This window comes from Streptomyces sp. TRM49041 (assembly GCF_008271805.1).
GTDB lineage: Bacteria > Actinomycetota > Actinomycetes > Streptomycetales > Streptomycetaceae > Streptomyces.
In genome coordinates this window covers 312,227-328,764 of sequence record NZ_VSRY01000173.1, presented here as the reverse complement: position 1 = coordinate 328,764, position 16,538 = coordinate 312,227, and the positions used below count along the sequence as shown (strand labels likewise).

The window sequence follows — 16,538 nt, the reverse complement described above, 5'->3', positions numbered from 1 at the left end:
TGACCGGAGCGGGCGCGGCGGTGACCGTCAGGGGCCGCCGCCGGCGAACAGCGCGATGGCGGACGCCCTCCGCAAGGCGGGCCTGCTGGACGGCGGCGGCAAGCGCCGGCGCTGAGCCCCTGGGCGGATGCGGGGCGGGCGGGGTCTCCCCGCCCGCCCCGGTCGTGTTCCGGCCGACATGCGGAGGTGGCCGGGCCGTGTGACTCTGACCGCGTCGCGGGACCGTCCGACGACGCGACGGAGACGAGGACGGAGACGCTCATGAATCAGATCGGGGACAAGCCCGAAGAGGTCCGCAAGCACCACGAGGAGGAGCGGCGGCAGGCCAGGAAGGACAGGCGCGAGCCCGGTGAACGGGCGGCCGAGGCCCCGGAGCCGGACCGCGTCAAGGGCGCCGCACCCGACGACGAGGCATACAGCACCTTCGACGCCTACGAGGAGCCGGAGGACCGCCCGTAGGGTCGGCAGCGGTCGCGCCGGTCACGCCGGCCCGTCCGTCACGCCCGGCCCGTCCGTCACGCCGGTCCCGTCGGTCGCAGCGGCCATGCCGGTCGCACCGGTCACACCTCCGTGACCTTGCCGTCCGCGACCTCGATCCGGCGCGTGACGTGGACCGCGTCCAGCATGCGGCGGTCGTGCGTGACCAGGAGCAGCGTGCCGGGGTACGAGTCGAGGGCCTCCTCCAGCTGCTCGATGGCCGGCAGGTCCAGGTGGTTGGTCGGCTCGTCCAGGACCAGCAGGTTCACGCCGCGGCCCTGGAGCAGGGCGAGGGCCGCGCGGGTGCGCTCGCCCGGGGACAGCGTCGTCGCGGGCCGCATCACGTGCGCGGCCTTGAGTCCGAACTTGGCGAGGAGCGTCCGTACGTCGGCGGGCTCGGTGTCGGGCACGGCCGCGCAGAACGCGTCGAGCAGCGACTCCGTCCCGTGGAACAGCCGCCGGGCCTGGTCGACCTCGCCCACGACGACGCCGGACCCGACCGCGGCGTGGCCCGCGTCCAGCGCGAGGCGGCCCAGGAGCGCGGCGAGCAGGGTGGACTTGCCCGCGCCGTTCGCGCCGGTGATGGCCATCCGGTCCGCCCAGTCGACCTGGAGGGAGACCGGGCCCAACGTGAAGTCGCCGCGCCGGACCTCCGCGTCCCGCAGGGTCGCCACGACCGCGCCGGAGCGCGGGGCGGCGGCGATCTCCATGCGCAGCTCCCACTCCTTGCGTGGCTCCTCGACGGCATCGAGCCGCTCGATCATGCGCTGGGTCTGGCGGGCCTTGGCGGCCTGCTTCTCGCTGGCCTCGCTGCGGAACTTGCGGCCGATCTTGTCGTTGTCGCCGGCCTTGCGGCGGGCGTTCTTGACGCCCTTGTCCATCCAGGACCGCTGGGTCCGCGCGCGGCTCTCGAGGGCGGCCTTCTTGTCGGCGTACTCCTCGAAGTCCTCACGCGCGTGCCGGCGGGCGGTCTCGCGCTCCTCCAGGTACGCCTCGTAGCCGCCGCCGTACAGGGTGATCCGCTGCTGGGCGAGGTCGAGTTCGAGGACCTTGGTCACCGTACGGGCGAGGAACTCACGGTCGTGGCTGATGACGACCGTGCCGGCGCGCAGGCCCCGGACGAAGGTCTCAAGGCGCTCCAGGCCGTCCAGGTCGAGGTCGTTGGTCGGCTCGTCGAGGAGGAACACGTCGTAGCGGGAGAGGAGCAGCGAGGCGAGGCCGGCACGGGCGGCCTGGCCGCCGGAGAGCGCGGTCATCGGCTGGTCGAGGCCCACGGTGAGGCCGAGCGCGGCGGCCGTCTCCTCGGCCCGGTCGTCCAGGTCGGCGCCGCCGAGGGCGAGCCAGCGCTCCAGGGAGGCGGCGTACGCGTCGTCGGCGCCGGGCGCCCCGTCGACCAGGCCCTGGGTCGCCGCGTCCATCTCCGCCTGGGCCGCGGCGACACCGGTGCGGCGGGCGAGAAAGGCCCGCACCGTCTCGCCGGGGCGGCGCTCCGGCTCCTGCGGGAGGTGGCCGACTGCGGCGGTGCGCGGGGACAGGTGGACGTCGCCGTCCTCGGGGGTGTCGAGCCCGGCGAGAAGCCGGAGCAGCGTCGACTTGCCGGCGCCGTTGACGCCGACGAGGCCGATGACGTCGCCGGGAGCGACGACGAGGTCGAGTCCTGCGAAGAGGGAGCGCTCGCCGTGGCCGGCGGCGAGGTTCTTGGCGACGAGGGTGGCAGTCATCAGGAGGCCGATCCTAGGTCAGGGCGGTCCGGCGAGTGCGTGGAGGGCGAGGGAGGCGGCGAGGGCGATGTTCGGGCCGCCGCCGGCTCCGGGCCTGTGCGGCCCCGCTGCCGCGCCGGACCGGCCGGTCGAGGGGATCTCCCGTCCTGGGGCCGCCCCTCCGGGGAAAACGCGGGCGCCGACCAGCAGTAGGCGCGGCCCGGCCTCGGCCCGTGCCGCGTCGGAGGCGTCCGGGAGCGGTCGCCCGTCGCGGGTACCTGCCGGCCGACTGATCCGGGGTCGAGTTCACGGCCCCGTGCGGCGGATGTCGGTCTGCCTCTACGGTCCGGGATCTGTAGATTTGCTTGGTAGGGCAAAGGCCGCAGACCTGTCGGCGGCTATGCCGGTGCCCATCACCTCAAGGGCGAGGGAACCATGATCGATCTGAGCGCGCCGATCGTGATCATATTCATTGCCTATGTGCTTGCCATGATCGGTATGGGTATCTGGGCGTACCCGCGCATCCGCACCTTCGCCGACTTCGCCTTGGGCAGCCGCAGGCTCCGCGCACCGGTCGCCGCGCTCTCCGCAGGGGCCAGCGCCATGTCGGCCTGGCTGTTTCTGGCACTCCCCGGAGCGGTGTACGTCGCCGGCATCGGTGTCAGCTGGCTCCCCATCGGTCTGGTGATCGGCACGTACCTCAATTGGCTCTTGGTCGCGCCCCGGCTACGCACCTACACCGAGCGCGCCGGAAACGCCGTGAGCCTGTCGGCCTACCTGGAGGAGCGGTTCGAGGACCGCACCCGGTTGCTCCGGATCATTTCGGCGGCCGTCATCCTTCTGTTCTTCACCGTCTATATCGCCAGTGGCCTGCTGGCCGGCGGAGTGCTGCTCGAGCAGGTCTTCAACCTCGACTTCGAACTCGGCGCGCTCCTGACCGCCCTGGTGATCATCGTCTACTCATGCCTCGGTGGTTTCCTCGCCGTGAGCCTGACCCACGTGGGACAGGCGACGCTGATGTTCCTGGCGCTGGTCGTGCTCCCTGCTGTCGGCCTCGGGGTACTCGGGGGTTTCGGGGCGCTGAGCGACGACGTCAGGGACAAGGCGCCGACGCTCCTGGACATGGGGGCCGGAGCCAGTTTCAGCGACGGCCAGTGGTCGGCAGGCGGGGCACTCAGCGCTGTCGCGATCATTTCGCTGCTCTCCTGGGGCCTCGGTTACTTCGGCCAGCCGCACATCCTCGCCCGCTTCATGAGCATTCGCAGCACCCGTGCCATCCCCACGGCCCGGCGTATCGGAACGGGCTGGGTTCTCGTCGCGCTCACCGGCGCCACGCTCGTGGGCCTCGTCGGCATCGCGCGCCTCGATCAACCACTCGACAACCCGGAGACGGTGTTCATCGCCCTGAGCCAGACCCTGCTCAATCCCTGGATCGCCGGGGTGATGCTGATTGCCGTACTTGCCGCGATCATGTCGACTGCGGACAGCCAGCTCCTGGTGTCGTCCGTCGCCCTCACGGAGGACTTCTACCGAGCCTTCCTCCGCCGCCGCGCCTCGGACAAGGCGCTGGTGTGGGTCGGCCGCGGCGCCGTGGTCGTGGTGATCCTGGTCGCCTATGTGATCGCGCTCAATGGCGGCGGAGTGCTGAACATCGTCGCCTATGCCTGGGCGGGTTCCGGAGCAGCCTTCGGGCCGGTCGTCCTCCTCTCGCTCTACTGGCCGCGTATGACCTGGGCTGGGGCCGTGGCCGGAATCGTGTCGGGCGCGGCCACGGTGCTTCTCTGGAGGTGGATCAATCCGCTGCTCGGGCCACTGGAGTCGGACATCTACGAGATGGTCCCGGGCGTGCTGGTAGCCACGATCGCGGCACTGGTCTTCGGCCGGTTCGTCGGCCGGCCACCGGAAAGTGCCTTCTGGCGGATGCCGGGAGGTGGGGTGAGCCAGCTGATGCTCGAGCCTTTCCTCGCGCCCGCACCGGTCGGTGTGGCCGTCCTGGACACGGATCTGCGGTACGTCTGGGTGAACGACGTCCTGGGACGCGTGATCCCCCTCGAGCGCCGGCTGGGCCGGTCGGTGAAGGAGGTGCTGCCGAGCTTCGAGGCGGAGCCGTTCGAGGAGAAGATGCACATGGTCCTTCGGACCGGGGTTCCGGTGATGGACCACGAGTTCCGCGGCCCCAGCTATGCCGATCCCCACCGGGAGCGTGCGTACTCGGCCTCGTTCTTCGGGATGAGGGACCGCCACGGCAGGCACGTGGGCATCTGGTACATGATCATCGATGTCACCGAGCGCTGGCGCGCCCAGGAACGGCTTGCCCTGCTGAACGACGCCAGCGCACACATCGGCAGCACGCTGGAGGTGACGCGAACGGCACAGGAACTGGCCGACGACGCCGTGCCGTCCCTCGCCGACTTCGTCGCCATCGACCTGCTGGACTCGGTCATGAGAGGCGACGAACCGGCCCCGGGGCCGGTCGACATCGGCCCCGTCATCCGTCGGGCGGCCCAGAAATCGGTACGTGAGGGCTCTCCGGAGGCGCGACTGGCCGTGGGAGAGAGGGTCCAGCGCGCCCCCTCGTCGCCCGTCGCCCGCTGCCTGCTGGAAGGCAGGACCCTGGTGGAACCGATCCTGGACACCTCCGCCGGCGCATGGGTGGCCATGGACCCGTCGCTGGGCGCCGTCTTCCGCGAGTTCCAGTTCCGCTCGATCATGGTGGTACCGGTGAAGGCTCGCGGCGTCACCCTGGGCGCGGCGACCTTCGTCCGTTCCGGTCGCCTGGGTCCCTTCGAGGAGGACGACGTACGCCTCGCCGAGGAACTCGTCTCCCGTGCGGCGGTGTGTGTCGACAACGCCCGCCGCTACACCCGCGAGCGGAACGCGGCCCAGTCGATGCAGCAGAACCTGCTGCCGCGAGAGGTGACGGGAGGATCCGCCCTGGAGGTGGCGTCCTGGTACCTCCCGGCGGATGCGCCCAGCGGCGTGGGGGGTGACTGGTTCGACGTGATTCCGCTCTCCGGGACCCGGGTCGCACTGGTCGTCGGGGACGTGGTCGGACATGGAATCAACGCGGCGGCCAGCATGGGGCGGCTCCGCACGGCCGTGCGCACGCTCGCCAATCTGGACCTCCCCCCCGACGAACTGCTGGCCCACCTGGACGACCTCGTCATCGGCCTGATGGAGGGACACGGCGGCGACGGGCAGGGGGCCGAGAACGAGAGTGTGGGCGCCGCGTTCTTGGGAGCCACCTGCCTGTACGCCGTGTACGACCCGGTCACCGGGCTGTGCACACTGGCCCGGGCCGGCCACCTCCCGCCCGTGATCGTCAGCCCCGACGGCGCCGTCGACTTCCTGGACCTGCCCGCCGGACCGCCGCTCGGCCTGGGCTCCATGCCCTTCGAGTCCGCGGAACTGGAACTGGCACCGGGCAGCCTCATCGGGATGTACACCGACGGCCTCATCGAGACGTTCGACTGGGACATCGACGTCGGACTCTCCCGGCTGAGCAGCACACTCGCGGTACCGATGCCGACGCTGGAGGAGATCGGCGACAATGTGTTCGACGCACTGTTGACCGTTCCGCCGTCCGACGACGCCGCCCTGCTCCTTGCCCGTACCCGCCTGCTGGGCCCGGGCCGGGTCGCGTCCTGGGACCTGCCCTCGGACCCCGCAGCCGTCGCCGACGCCCGCAGCGTGGCCACCCGGCAACTGTCGGCATGGGGCCTGGACGATCTGACGTTCACCACGGAGCTGATCGTCAGCGAACTGGTCACCAACGCCATCCGTCATGCGACCGGCCCGATCAGTCTGCGGCTGATCCGGGACCGCGGCCTGATCTGCGAAGTGTCCGACGCGAGCAGCACCTCGCCTCGCCTGCGCCACGCCCGGACCACGGACGAGGGAGGGCGGGGCCTGTTGATCATCGCGCAGCTCGCGCGACGATGGGGCACGCGCTACACGAAAACAGGCAAGATCATCTGGACAGAACAGCCAGCCCCTGACGAATCGTCGGTATGAGCCCGGGTCGGCCCTGGCCAGGACCTCCTTCGGCACTCGGTGGAGTGCCGGCGTGACGCGATCGAGCCCGTGCGGTCGTCGGGCCGGACGGCGACCGAGGTCGCGGGTGGGCGGGGCGTCGACGACCGGGGGAGGACGAGGAGCTGAAGCGGCTGCGCAAGCCGACCGCTCAACTGCCGGTCCCGGTACGTGCGTACTGGCCGGGGGTGATGCCCACGACTCGCTTGAAGTGCCGGGTGAGATGGGACTGGTCGTAGAAGCCGACGGCGGTCGCCACCTCGATCGGCGGCTGTCCGTCGAGTAGCAGCCGTCGGGCCAGGTCGACGCGGCGGGATGTCACGTACTGGTGAGGTGCGATGCCGAAGGCGGCGCTGAAGGCACGTACGAGATGCGTGGGATGGGCGTGGACCACGGCTGCGGCCTCTTCCAGGGTGATGACTTCAAGCAGTCGCTCGTCGAGGAGCTCACGCAGGGTCTGGGCGACGCGGCGATCGGGCCCCGCGCTGCGGACGGCCGACCTGGGGCGCAGGTGTTCGCGCAGGCGTTCGCTGATGAAGGCGAGACGGCTCTCGGCCTCGAACTCGTCGCCCCGGTTCGCGAGAGCCGTGTGCAGCTGTCCGACGCGTTCGCGCAGCACGGGATCGGCGACGTCAGGGCCATCCACCGCCGGACCGATGAAGCTCTCGTCCAGCTGCGTCATGTCGAGATAGAGGACACGCTTGTGGAAGCCGTGAGGGGTAGCCGGTGATCCGTTGTGCGGAACCTGCGGCGGGAGCAGGCTCACGGTGTCGTTCGGGGTGCCACGTTCGTGGCGGTCAAGGTCGTAGCGGACCGCACCGTCGTCGACGATCAGCAGAGTCCAGGCGTCGTGGACATGCATGGGGTACGCGTGCTCGGTGAAGTGGGCGTGGAAGACCTCCACGACACCCGCGACCAGCGGGCGCCACGCAGAGACCTCCTGCCGGGGCATCACGCAAAGAACGTACATGACGGAGAATCCCAGCACCCTGGAGTCTCGAAGCATGAGAACCAAGGATGAGACTCACACCGGAACCGGGGTCGAGACCGGCGCAAGGGATGGGAGCGTGCCTGTCCGCTTCGACACCAAGATCGCCGTCCTGCTGCGCGACGACCTTGAGCCCTGGCAGCGCCTGAATGTGACCGCCTTCCTGGTCAGCGGGCTCGGCACGGTGTCACCCGAGGTGATCGGCGAGCCGTACGCGGACGCCGACGACACCGCGTATCTGCCGATGTTCCGCCAGCCTGTTCTGATCTTCGAGGGGACGAAGGAGACGCTGACCGCCGCCCACGGTCGCGCGCTGTCCCGCTCGCTGCCGAGGGCCGCGTTCACGGCGGATCTGTTCAGCACGGGCAACGACCGGGACAACCGCGCGGCCGTACGGGCTGTGGGAAGGGACCAGCTCGATCTGGTAGGGATGGCCGTCTACGGGCCACGCAACGCAGTGGACAAGGTCCTCAAGGGCGCGCGAATGCATCCCTGAGCAACGAGACATCACCGCAGAGGCCCTGCGTACCGCATCCGCTGCTATCGAGACCCGAGAAGAGCGGTGACCGCAGGTTGGACCGGCCCACGCAACGACGAAGCTCCTGGCAGACGGGGCGTCAATCAAGATAAACCGTCGTCGCCAGGGGCTTCGCGTGCTTGTCTGCCGTCGTCGACCTGTCCAGTCGCAGCCTTGCGACAACCGGCCGGACAACTCGCCGCATGCCGCAGCTGTCGTCGAGGAGTCCAGGCACGGGGGGTCAGTCCGCCCGTCAGCCGGACGCGGTCCGGCTTCTCGGCCTTCAACCACTTGCCGGCGTCGCCGAGGAGGCAGCCACGGCAACCGCGACATTCACGAGGAAAGGCCGGGCACCCTCCACAACCGGAGCGAACGGCGCTTTCCGCTCGGTAGGGCGGGGCTCGCGTCCGCGGCTTCGCGCGGCCTCGCCGCATCGCGCGGGGCGAAAGACCGAGACACGACATTGAAGAATCGTTGAACAATCCATAGGGTGATGCGAGTGGCGCCGCCCACGCCAGCACCGTGATGCCCCACTCACGGGCCACTTCCCCGTTCCCGCGCTCTCAAGGTGTGCCATGACCTTCGTCGCCACCCGGCCGCCGGCCGTACCGTCGCCACTCCTGCACAACCGCGTCCGGTACCGGCCGAGAGCGCCCTCGCCGCCGCCCGTCCCCGGCGGAGTGCGGCAGAGCGGCCGTACTGCCGCCGGGGGTGCTCTGATCGGTTGCCTCGCCGCAGGGACTGTTCGGGGCGGAGCCGACTACAGACTGTCATCCCTGCCACGCTGACGCTGCAGCGGTCGGCACAACTCACGCAATCAGGAGCCATCGTGCGCAAGGTGCTCATCGCCAACCGTGGCGAAATCGCTGTCCGTGTCGCCCGTGCCTGCCGGGACGCCGGGATCGCGAGCGTAGCCGTCTACGCCGATCCGGACCGGGACGCCCTGCACGTCCGTGCGGCCGACGAGGCGTTCGCTCTGGGCGGTGACACTCCGGCCGCCAGCTATCTGGACATGGCCAAGGTGCTTCGGGCAGCGGCCGATTCGGGGGCGGACGCGATCCACCCCGGATACGGTTTCCTGTCCGAGAACGCCGCGTTCGCCCAGGCCGTCATGGACGCCGGTCTGACCTGGATCGGCCCGCCGCCCCAGGCGATCCGCGACCTCGGCGACAAGGTCGCCGCCCGTCACATCGCCCAGCGCGCCGGCGCCCCGCTGGTCGCCGGCACCGCGGACCCGGTGACCGGCGCCGACGAGGTCGTGGCGTTCGCGCAGGAGCACGGGCTGCCGATCGCCATCAAGGCCGCCTTCGGCGGTGGCGGGCGCGGTCTGAAGGTGGCCAGGACGCTCGAAGAGGTGCCGGAGCTGTACGACTCGGCGGTCCGCGAGGCGGTCGCCGCCTTCGGCCGCGGAGAGTGCTTCGTCGAGCGCTACCTCGACAAACCGCGCCACGTCGAGACCCAGTGCCTGGCCGACTCGCACGGCAACGTGGTGGTCGTCTCGACGCGTGACTGCTCGCTGCAGCGCCGCCACCAGAAGCTGGTGGAGGAGGCCCCGGCCCCCTTCCTGTCACAGGCTCAGAACGCCGAGCTCTACCGCGCGTCGAAGGCCATCCTCAAGGAGGCCGGTTACGTCGGCGCCGGCACGGTCGAGTTCCTCATCGGCCTCGACGGCACGATCTCCTTCCTGGAGGTCAACACCCGGCTCCAGGTCGAGCACCCGGTCACCGAGGAGGTCACCGGCATCGACCTGGTCCGCGAGATGTTCCGTATCGCCGACGGCGAGAAGCTCGATTACGGTGACCCGGCGCTGCGCGGCCACTCTTTCGAGTTCCGGATCAACGGCGAGGACCCGGGCCGGGACTTCCTCCCCGCCCCAGGCACCGTGACCGCCTTCGCCCCGCCCAGCGGCCCCGGTGTGCGTCTGGAGTCGGGCGTCGAGACCGGCTCGGTGATCGGCCCGGCCTGGGACTCCCTGCTCGCCAAGCTGATCGTGACCGGCGCGACCCGCGAGCAGGCGCTGCAGCGCGCGGCGCGCGCGCTGGCGGAGTTCAACGTCGAGGGCATGGCCACGGCCATTCCCTTCCACCGCGCGGTCGTCGCCGACCCGGCGTTCACGGCAGACCCTTTCCGGGTCCACACCCGCTGGATCGAGACGGAGTTCGTCAACGAGATCAAACCCTTCACCGTCCCCACGGCCGCGGAGGAGGACGAGGCTGGCCGCGAGGCCGTCGTGGTCGAGGTCGGCGGCAAGCGCCTCGAGGTGTCGCTGCCGTCCTCCCTGGGCATGACGCCGGCCCGCACCGGTCTCGCGGCGGGTGCGAAGCCCAAGCGCCGGGCGGCCAAGAAGTCGTCGGCCGCATCCGGTGACACCCTCGCCTCGCCGATGCAGGGCACGATCGTCAAGGTCGCGGTCGAGGAGGGCCAGGAGGTAGAGGAGGGCGACCTGGTCGTCGTCCTCGAGGCCATGAAGATGGAACAGCCTCTCAACGCCCACCGGTCCGGCACGATCAAGGGCCTGGCAGCCGAGGTCGGCGCGTCGATCGCCTCCGGCGCCACCATCTGCGAGATCAGACACTGATGCCGGCTCAAGGGCCGGACGCTCCGTGGCCGCCCCCGCCCCGGGCGCCGAACGCCTCTCGGGCACCGAACGCCTCTCGGGCATCGAGCGCCTCTCACGATGTCGTCACCACTCACCAGGAGAAGGAGAGACGCCCATGACCTCCGAGCACACCGCCGAGATGAAGGACCCCTGTGCCGTCGGGGATCCGGAGGAGACCGTGCGTGACCGGGTCGACGAGACCGCGAGGCATCCGCGGGCGGGGACAACCGCCCGGGAGCGTGTGGAGCAACTGGTCGATGAGGACTCCTTCCTCGAGCTCGACGAGGCCGTCGGGCACGCCCTGAGCGGTGCAGGATCGCATCTCGGCCGTCCGTCCGACGGTGTGGTCGCCGGTTACGGCACGATCGACGACCGACCGGTAGCCGTCTACGCCGTCGACAGCACGATTCTGGGCGGTGCCCTGGACGAGGGACTGGGCCGGAGAATCGTCAAGGTGATGGACTTCGCGCTCAAGACCGGCTGCCCCGTCATCGGCATCCATGACGCCGGCCTCGCCGGCTGTGGTGACCGCACGAGCGCCCTCGGTGTCCACAGCGAAATCTTCCGCCGCCAGGTGCACTGCTCCGGTGTGCTGCCCCAGATCTCACTCATTTTCGGCTCGTGTGTCGGCACCGCAGCGTTCTCACCCGCCCTGACCGACTTCACGGTGATGGCCGAGCGGACCTCGTTCATGTTCAGCGCCTCGCCGAGCGCCATCATCACGGCCACCGGTGAGGACATCGGCCTTCGGGAACTCGGCGGTGCCCGCAGCCACACAACCACCTCAGGTGTCGCGCACTCCATGGCCTGCGACGAAGAGGACGCCGTCGACTACGTCAAATCACTGCTGTCGTATCTACCGTCGAACAACTGCGTAGAGCCGCCCGCCTTCCCGTACGACCCCGACACCTTCACCGAAGATCTGGAGCTGGACCTGGACACGGTCGTCCCCCACTCCCCCAACCAGCCCTACGACATGCGTCAGGTCGTCGAGCATGTGCTCGACGACCAGGAACTCCTCGAGACGCAAACGCTGTTCGCCCCGAACATCATCACCGGCTTCGGCCGGGTCGAGGGACAGCCGGTGGGCGTGGTCGCCAACCAGCCGATGCAGTTCGGCGGCTGCCTGGACATCGACGCCTCCGAGAAGGCGGCCCGGTTCGTGCGTACCTGCGACGCCTTCAACGTGCCGGTACTGACGTTCGTGGACGCCCCCGGTTTCCTCACCACGGCGGACCAGGAGCACAGCGGCATCATCCGGCGCGGCGCGAAGCTCATATACGCCTACGGCGAGGCCACTGTCCCGCTCATCACCGTCATCACCCGCAAGGCGTACGGCGGCGCGTACGACGTGATGGGCCCCAAGCACCTGGGCACCGACCTCAACGTGGCGTGGGCGACTGCACAGATCGCCGCGGCCGGGCCCCACACCGCCGTCGCCCCCCTGTTCCCGCAGGAGACGTCCACAGCCGACCTCGCGGAAGCCTCCCTGGCGGAGGAACAGCGCGCCGAGCTGATGAGCGAGTACGCACAAACGCTGCTCAACCCCTCTGCCAGCGCGGAACGTGGAGACATCGACGCGATGATCAAGCCGTCCAGTACCCGCCAGTACATCGTCCGCGGACTGCGCGCGCTGCGCACCAAGCGGGAAATCCTCCCCGCGAAAAAGCACGGCAACATCCCGCTGTAGATCGGGAGTCCGGATCACCCGTCGGAACCGGACCGGTCCACATCCCGTTTCAGGGCGTTCTCAGGAGTACACATCCCATGGATTCCATCAAAGTGCTGTACGGGCGGCCGACCCCCGAGGAACTGGCTGCGGTCGTCGCGGTACTCACGACCCGTACGGCACATGCCGCGGTCGCCGACATGCCGCCGCCCCGCTCCCCGCATTCGGCCTGGGCCGACCGCGCGGCCGCCATCGCCGTGCGCTCTCCCACCCTCCATCGCCTGACCGGCCTCCCCCACAACAGCTACGGCGGACTGGTCCGCTGAAAGCGGGGCTGTAAATCGTTCGGGTCTGGCCCGTAGCCGGTGGTGACGCCGGGTAGCCGTCAGAGGATCCGGTGGCGGAGGAGGTCGAATCCGGCACGTCCGGGCATCTGTCGCATGATCCTTTTGGTGCGGGTTTTGACGCCCTCGATGCGGCCGTTGTGGTAGGGCAGGGTGAGGCCGGCGTCCACGGCGGGCCGTGGTAACGGGGGGTCCCCTTCAGCGCGGCCCTGGTTGAGGTAGCGGACCAGTAGGTTGGCGCTGCCGGTGTAGCCCAACTCCCGGTTCTCTTCGAGGAGGTGGGTGACCGGGACGGCCGGTTCCTCGGCACGGCGCCGGCGCAGGTGCTCGCGGTAGGGGTCGACGAGGGTGGGCCGGTAGGCGGGGGCGATGCGCAGGGTCCGGGGTTCGGGCATGCGGGCGTAGCGTTCGACGGTGTTCAGGGCCACTCCGAGGCGGCGGGAGCAGTCGAGCAGGCCGACGCCTTGGCCGAGGAGGTCGTGGATCTTGTTCCGGCGTTCGCGGGTGGTCTGTTCGCGTACTCCGCCGGGGCGGGGCGGGTTGATGGTGGCCCGGCATCCGGTGTGCGCGCGGAAGGTCTGCCGCCGGCAGCCCAGGACCGGACAGACCAGCCGTCGTACGCGCAGGTGGACGACGACCTGGCGGCCGTCGACCGGCACGTCCGTCACTGACCGGCGGTGATACCCGTGCACCTTCGCCGTCGGCGTCCGGCACACCGGACACGGCACCGCCCTCGTCAGGAAGTTCATGGCCCGCCGTCCGAAACTTCGACGCAATCTCCTGTCAACCGAATCGGAAACCTCGACAACTCTTGGGCAGACCGCCGGGTGGCCAGCTCGCGGCATCCGCGCAGGAGGTGGGGCACCAGTGGCAGACAGCGGGTACGGACTCACGCCGAGCCAGACGTTAACCGACGGCTTCGACCCGGCGCGTGTGGCCGTGGCGGGAGAGTTCCGCCACTGCCGCGGCACAGTCGCCGCCCAGGCGCAGCACACCGAGTCTGGGTACGCCGCCAAGCTACGCAAAGGGCGCCTGAGCGCCCGGTTCCCCGTTCCGGACGGTGGACCCCCCTCGGTCGAGGAGGGCCACGCTCCACCGTCCGCCCTGTCTGCCTGCTGGGTCACATCTCGTGCAGGGCAGCGGCTCCATCTCCCAGAATCCAGAGGGCATCTCGTATGAATGCTGTTCCGCTGCTATTGATCGGCCTTGCGATGTTCGCGGGCGGATATGTCCTTTACTCGAAATTCCTGGGCAACCGGGTCTACAAGCTTGACGCTTCCTTCAAGACGCCCGCGCACGAGCTGCAGGACGGCGTGGACTACGTCCCGACCAACAAGTTCGTGCTGTGGGGCCACCACTTCACCTCGGTCGCGGGCGCAGCGCCGATCGTCGGCCCCGCAGTCGCCGTGATCTGGGGCTGGCTGCCCGCGTTCCTGTGGGTCACGCTCGGCACGGTCTTCTTCGCGGGCATGCACGACCTGGGCGCTCTGTGGGCCTCGGCGCGCAACAAGGGCCGCTCGATGGGCACGCTCTCCGGCCGCTACATCGGCCGCCGGGGCGCGAATCTTTTTCTCGTCGTGATCTTCCTGCTGCTCCTGATGGTGATCGCGGCCTTCGCGGTGGTCATCAAGAACCTGCTGATCTCCACCCCCTCAGCGGTGATCCCCGCCTGGGGCGCCGTCGCGGTGGCGTTGCTGGTCGGCCAGGCGGTCTACCGCTACAAGATGAGCCTCGGCCTGGTCACCGTGCTCGGCGTCGCGGCGCTCTACGGCCTGATCCTCCTCGGCGACGTCGTCCCGGTGGAGCTGCCCGACCCGATCCTGGGCATGTCCCCGGCGACCTTCTGGATCGTCGCCCTCTTCGTCTACGCCGGCATAGCCTCCCTGTTGCCCGTGTGGGTGCTGCTCCAGCCGCGTGACTACATCAACGGCGTCCAGCTCTTCGTCGGGCTCGGCATCCTGTTCGTCTCGGTGCTGCTGAGCGCCCCGACGATCGTCGCCCCGGCCATCAATGACGCCGTTCCCGCGGGTACCCCGGACCTCCTACCGCTGCTCTTCGTCACCGTCGCATGCGGCGCGATCTCCGGCTTCCACGGCATGGTCTCCTCGGGCACCACCTCGAAGCAGCTGGACAAGGAGACCGACGCCCGCTTCGTCGGTTACTTCGGCGCGGTCGGCGAGGGCATGCTCGCGCTCGGCGCGATCATCGCCGCCGTCGCGGGCTTCCGCACCCTGGCCGACTGGGAGGCCGTTTACAGCGCCTTCGGCCAGGGCGGTGTCGGGGCGTTCGTCGCGGGCGGCGGCGAGATCGTCAACAGCGGCCTGGGCCTGCCGGCCTCGCTGAGCTCGACGGTCCTGGCCACCATGGCGATCCTGTTCGCCGCTACCACCATGGACACCGGTGTGCGCCTGCTGCGCTTCGTCGTCCAGGAGGCCGGCGAGGTCGCAAAGGTGAAGATCAACAATGGTGTCGGCACTCTCATTGCGCTCGCCGCCGGTATGGCACTCACCTTCAGTCAGGGCGCCGACGGCGCCGGCGGCCTCCGTATCTGGCCGCTGTTCGGCACCAGCAACCAGCTGCTGGCCGCCCTGACCCTGTCCATCATCGTGGTCATGCTGATCCGCAAGCGGCGCAACCCGGTGCCTGTGCTGGTGCCGCTCGCGTTCGTGTTCGTGATGGCGTTCTGGGCCGCGCTCGCGCAGCTCGGCGACCTCTACGACGCCCGGGACTGGCTGCTGCTGGCCATCGACGTCGTCATCATCGTCGCCGCCGTGTGGGTCGCCTTCGAGGCGGTCGTCGCGATGCGGCGGGCGTCCCAGGAGCCGCCTGAAGCCCTTGACGCCGATGTGACGGAGAAAGCTGGGCTGAAGGGGTGACATCCCGCTGGGCCTCGCTCCGGGCCGGACTGGAGGAGTTCTACGCAGGCCCCTACCGGCGTACCTTCGCCCGCGCCAGGCGCGAGGAGGACGACCTCTTCCGGATGGTCGTCCTCGCGGAGGCACTGGGCGTGCCCGACCCGGCGGCGTACTACACCGCCGAGCTGATGCCCGCCCTCTACGAGGACTTCCACGCCTGGCACCACCGGATGGGCATGGACCGCTCACCACTGGAGCATGTCGGATGCTGCTAGACCTCATCACCTCGCGCAGGGTCGTCTTCGTCGGCGGCAAGGGCGGGGTCGGCAAGACGTCCATCGCCGCGGCGCTCGCCCTCGGCAGGGCAGGGGCGGGCGCCCGCGTGCTGCTGGTTTCCACCGATCCCGCCCACAACCTCGGCCACCTATGGGACCGCCCCGTGGGCGACGAGCCCGTGCGTCTCGCCGGCCCCGGGGGCCTCGCCCCCGGGGCGGGGGCCGGGACGACGGGTTACGTCGACGGGCTGGAGATCGACCCGGAGCGCACGGTCGAGCAGCATCTGTCCGCGGTCGCCGGGACGATCCGGCGGCTGCTCCCCGAGCGGATGCACGCACCGGCTGCCCGGCACCTGGAACTGGCCCGGCAGGCGCCCGGCACCCACGAGTCGGCGGTGCTGGAGCGGATCGCCGAGGCGGTGGAGCTCGGGGAGGAGGCGTACGACGTGGTCGTGTTCGACACCGCCCCGTCCGGCCACACGCTGCGGCTGCTTGCGCTGCCCGAGCAGCTCACTTCCTGGACCGAGACCCTGCTCGCCAACCGTGACCGGTCCGAGCGGTTCGGCTCCGCGGTGCGCGGTCTCGGCGGCGGCGGCGGCGGCGAGGAGAACGACCGCGACGCCGAGCTGCGCCGGATCCTCGTACGCCGACGCAACCGCTTCTCCCGGCTGCGCGAAGTGGTGACGGACCCGGCGCAGACCGGGTTCGTCGTCGTGCTGACCGCCGAGCTGCTCCCGATCGCCGAGACCATGGAGGTGTACGAGAAGCTCACCGGCCTCGGCGTCGATGTGGCCGCACTCGTCGCCAACCGCCGTTCCCCGGCGGACGCCGGTGAGCTGCTCGCACGGCGCCGGGGGCAGGAGGACGAGCACCTCGTCCGGCTGCGGCAGCGGGTCCCGGACGTACCGCTGCTCGACGTGCCGCTGCTGCCGGGGGATCTCGTGGGCACCGAGGCGCTTGCCGCGCTGGCCGACCGGCTCGGACCTTCCTCTTCCTGAGTTTCCGGATGATTCCGGACTATCTGCTGGTCCGTGACGCGCGCCGAGCCGGCGATCTCTTCGCCCGCGGTTCTTGCGGGAGTT

General features: G+C 70.0%; 11 protein-coding genes and 1 pseudogene. 9 read left to right on the top strand and 3 right to left on the bottom strand.

The features are described from left to right. The first annotated feature begins 261 nt into the window (after positions 1-261). Positions 262-459, top strand: a complete 198-nt coding sequence (locus tag FVS66_RS34305; protein WP_149185138.1) for a hypothetical protein — start codon at positions 262-264, stop codon at positions 457-459. Between the two features lie 101 nt (positions 460-560). Here FVS66_RS34305 and FVS66_RS34300 read toward each other — a convergent pair whose 3' ends face one another. Next, complete coding sequence (locus FVS66_RS34300; RefSeq protein ID WP_149185137.1) at positions 561-2,198, bottom strand: ABC-F family ATP-binding cassette domain-containing protein; 1,638 nt, start codon at positions 2,196-2,198, stop codon at positions 561-563. Between the two features lie 414 nt (positions 2,199-2,612). Here FVS66_RS34300 and putP point away from each other — a divergent pair, with 414 nt between their 5' ends. Then, entirely contained in the window at positions 2,613-6,191 is a 3,579-nt protein-coding gene (gene putP, locus FVS66_RS34295; protein WP_149185136.1) for a sodium/proline symporter PutP, read from the top strand. A gap of 169 nt (positions 6,192-6,360) precedes the next feature. Here putP and FVS66_RS34290 read toward each other — a convergent pair whose 3' ends face one another. Next, positions 6,361-7,179: an AraC family transcriptional regulator gene (locus FVS66_RS34290; protein ID WP_149185135.1), complete on the bottom strand. Its 819-nt coding sequence runs from the start codon at positions 7,177-7,179 to the stop codon at positions 6,361-6,363. Between the two features lie 34 nt (positions 7,180-7,213). Between FVS66_RS34290 and FVS66_RS34285 the strand changes: the two genes are divergently transcribed. The 4 genes from FVS66_RS34285 to FVS66_RS34270 all read left to right on the top strand — a co-directional run bounded on the left by FVS66_RS34285 (position 7,214) and on the right by FVS66_RS34270 (position 12,308). Next, positions 7,214-7,693, top strand: coding sequence for a DUF2000 domain-containing protein (locus FVS66_RS34285; protein WP_187645826.1), 480 nt, complete (start codon positions 7,214-7,216; stop codon positions 7,691-7,693). A gap of 850 nt (positions 7,694-8,543) precedes the next feature. Next, positions 8,544-10,292 (top strand): biotin carboxylase N-terminal domain-containing protein, encoded by a 1,749-nt coding sequence (locus FVS66_RS34280; protein WP_149185133.1) that lies wholly within the window; start codon positions 8,544-8,546, stop codon positions 10,290-10,292. Between the two features lie 136 nt (positions 10,293-10,428). Further along, the gene (locus tag FVS66_RS34275) at positions 10,429-12,003 is read left to right on the top strand and encodes an acyl-CoA carboxylase subunit beta (protein ID WP_149185132.1); all 1,575 of its coding nucleotides are present in this window, start codon (positions 10,429-10,431) and stop codon (positions 12,001-12,003) included. A gap of 77 nt (positions 12,004-12,080) precedes the next feature. Further along, complete coding sequence (locus tag FVS66_RS34270; protein WP_149185131.1) at positions 12,081-12,308, top strand: acyl-CoA carboxylase subunit epsilon; 228 nt, start codon at positions 12,081-12,083, stop codon at positions 12,306-12,308. Positions 12,309-12,367: 59 nt separating this feature from the next. Here FVS66_RS34270 and FVS66_RS34265 read toward each other — a convergent pair. Beyond that, positions 12,368-13,051, bottom strand: a pseudogene (locus tag FVS66_RS34265) (transposase family protein); the annotation flags it as partial. Between the two features lie 450 nt (positions 13,052-13,501). Between FVS66_RS34265 and FVS66_RS34260 the strand changes: the two are divergent. From FVS66_RS34260 to FVS66_RS34250, 3 genes are read left to right on the top strand one after another with little or no spacing between them, the layout of a single operon-like run. Beyond that, positions 13,502-15,202: a carbon starvation protein A gene (locus FVS66_RS34260; RefSeq protein ID WP_149185129.1), complete on the top strand. Its 1,701-nt coding sequence runs from the start codon at positions 13,502-13,504 to the stop codon at positions 15,200-15,202. Then, entirely contained in the window at positions 15,199-15,456 is a 258-nt protein-coding gene (locus FVS66_RS34255) for a cory-CC-star protein (protein ID WP_149185128.1), read from the top strand. Before FVS66_RS34260 ends, FVS66_RS34255 begins: the two co-directional genes overlap by 4 nt. Next, on the top strand, positions 15,447-16,454 hold the full coding sequence (locus FVS66_RS34250) for an ArsA family ATPase (RefSeq protein ID WP_149185127.1): 1,008 nt from the start codon (positions 15,447-15,449) through the stop codon (positions 16,452-16,454). Before FVS66_RS34255 ends, FVS66_RS34250 begins: the two co-directional genes overlap by 10 nt. The last annotated feature ends 84 nt before the right edge of the window (positions 16,455-16,538 follow it).

Bases quoted from the DNA above. Each gene is read 5' to 3' on its own strand.
- FVS66_RS34270 (WP_149185131.1), top strand. From the start codon at position 12,081: ATGGATTCCATCAAAGTGCTGTACGGGCGGCCGACCCCCGAGGAACTG.
- FVS66_RS34250 (WP_149185127.1), top strand. From the start codon at position 15,447: ATGCTGCTAGACCTCATCACCTCGCGCAGGGTCGTCTTCGTCGGCGGC.
- FVS66_RS34275 (WP_149185132.1), top strand. From the start codon at position 10,429: ATGACCTCCGAGCACACCGCCGAGATGAAGGACCCCTGTGCCGTCGGG.
- FVS66_RS34300 (WP_149185137.1), bottom strand. From the start codon at position 2,198: ATGACTGCCACCCTCGTCGCCAAGAACCTCGCCGCCGGCCACGGCGAG.
- FVS66_RS34285 (WP_187645826.1), top strand. From the start codon at position 7,214: ATGAGAACCAAGGATGAGACTCACACCGGAACCGGGGTCGAGACCGGC.
- FVS66_RS34260 (WP_149185129.1), top strand. From the start codon at position 13,502: ATGAATGCTGTTCCGCTGCTATTGATCGGCCTTGCGATGTTCGCGGGC.
- putP (WP_149185136.1), top strand. From the start codon at position 2,613: ATGATCGATCTGAGCGCGCCGATCGTGATCATATTCATTGCCTATGTG.
- FVS66_RS34290 (WP_149185135.1), bottom strand. From the start codon at position 7,179: ATGTACGTTCTTTGCGTGATGCCCCGGCAGGAGGTCTCTGCGTGGCGC.
- FVS66_RS34305 (WP_149185138.1), top strand. From the start codon at position 262: ATGAATCAGATCGGGGACAAGCCCGAAGAGGTCCGCAAGCACCACGAG.